General features: G+C 64.8%; 1 protein-coding gene. It reads right to left on the bottom strand.

The genetic code is table 11. From position 1 onward, the window contains the following. Positions 1-26 precede the first annotated feature (26 nt). Entirely contained in the window at positions 27-1,214 is a 1,188-nt protein-coding gene (locus DB354_RS00010; RefSeq protein ID WP_158277286.1) for an IS110 family transposase, read from the bottom strand. Positions 1,215-1,479: the final 265 nt, after the last annotated feature.

The raw sequence follows: 1,479 nt of genomic DNA, 5'->3' as shown, positions 1-1,479 counted from the left end.
GAACCGCGAAAGGCGGGCATGTGGTTTCAAGTTCGTTGTAGCAGATAGCCTGTCTTTTCTTCCACGAAGGCTTTGGCGGTGGGATAGCCCCACTGACGCAGGGTCTTGAGCCCGATGGCGGTGGCGACCTTCCGCAGCTTCACCTCGATGGTGGACTCCAGCTTCGCCGGGGCGACCAGCAGGTCGCGCATGCAGTACCAGGCGCTGACGGCCAGCTTCCGAGCGATCGCGATCACCGCGACGTTCTTGTGGCTCTTGCGCAGTTGGAGCTTCCAACCCCAGGTGTGCAGAGGGCTGCGCTTTTGCCTCAGCGCGTTCTGAGCGGCCTGGACCAAGAGCGCGCGCAGATCTCCACGGCCGAACCGGACCAAGCTCTCGGGGCCGCGGGGTTGGTTGCCGCTGGTCTCCACCCGCGGAGCCAGCCCGAGGTACGCCACCAGTTTTTTGGGATTGGGGAAGCGGCCGATGTCCCCGACGACCGCCGCAAAGGCGTACGCGATGATGTGCCTGACTCCGAGCAGCCGCAGCAAACGTAGCAGCTTCGGATCCTGCGCGACTTCGCGCGCCATCAGCGCTGTCAGGCGCTTCCGCTTTTCTTCCGCCTGCTGCAGCGACGAGAGAAAGCCATCCAGCAGCTGGCTTTGGCGTTCACTCCAGCGTTGGGCGGCGCGCACCTGGCGTTCCCCACTCGCCTGCGTCAGCCGCACGCCCGGTGGCAGCCGCACACCATGGTCACTGAGGAAGCTCTTGAGGCGGTTACGCGCCCGCGTCGCGTCGGCCACGGCCGTGCGGTAGCAGTGCAGGACTTCGCGGCGCTCGCGGGTCTGCAGGTCGGGTTGCCACACCGTCAGCGCCAGTCCGCTCAGGTACACCCGCGCCAGCTTCACCGCATCAACCCGGTCATTCATGCAGTACGCCGTGCGGATTTGTCCGGCACGCTGGCTCTCCAGCACCACCGTCATGACCCCGCACGCACCCAGCCGCTGCGCGGCATCAAACGTGTTGCCGCTCGCCTCGACCACCACGAGGTCACCTGAGCGCAGGGTCCTGGCCCATTGCTCCAGCAGGCCGGTTGACCACCGATCCCACTGCTGCTCCACCCGCGCCGTCGCCGCGTCTCGGCCGGCGAGCGCCGCGGCACTGAACACGTCCGGATGCAGGTCCAGGCCGATCACCCGGCCCGACGTTCCCTCACTTGTCAGCGCTTCTTTCATGGCTACCTTCTCCTCGCTGTTATTTGGCAACCGTTCGGGGGCAGGCGCACACATGGCATTCAGGCATACGGAGTCTCTCCTCCACGTGGGTGCTTTGCGCCGGCGCTCATTCACGAAGTCGGAGTTTTGCTCCACGTCCTTTCTCGAGCGTCTCCCGTTGGCCGCCTGTTGGTTCTGCACTTCACCCACAGGCTCTAACGATGCCCCCGAACGGTTAATTTTCATCCTCGCTCCTCGGTTTTCGAGAACCACATCCCTTCACGAA

The sequence above is a fragment of the Opitutus sp. ER46 genome (assembly GCF_003054705.1).
Lineage (GTDB): Bacteria > Verrucomicrobiota > Verrucomicrobiia > Opitutales > Opitutaceae > ER46.
The sequence above is the reverse complement of the archived record's forward strand: the minus strand, read 5'-3'. Positions and strand labels throughout refer to the sequence as shown.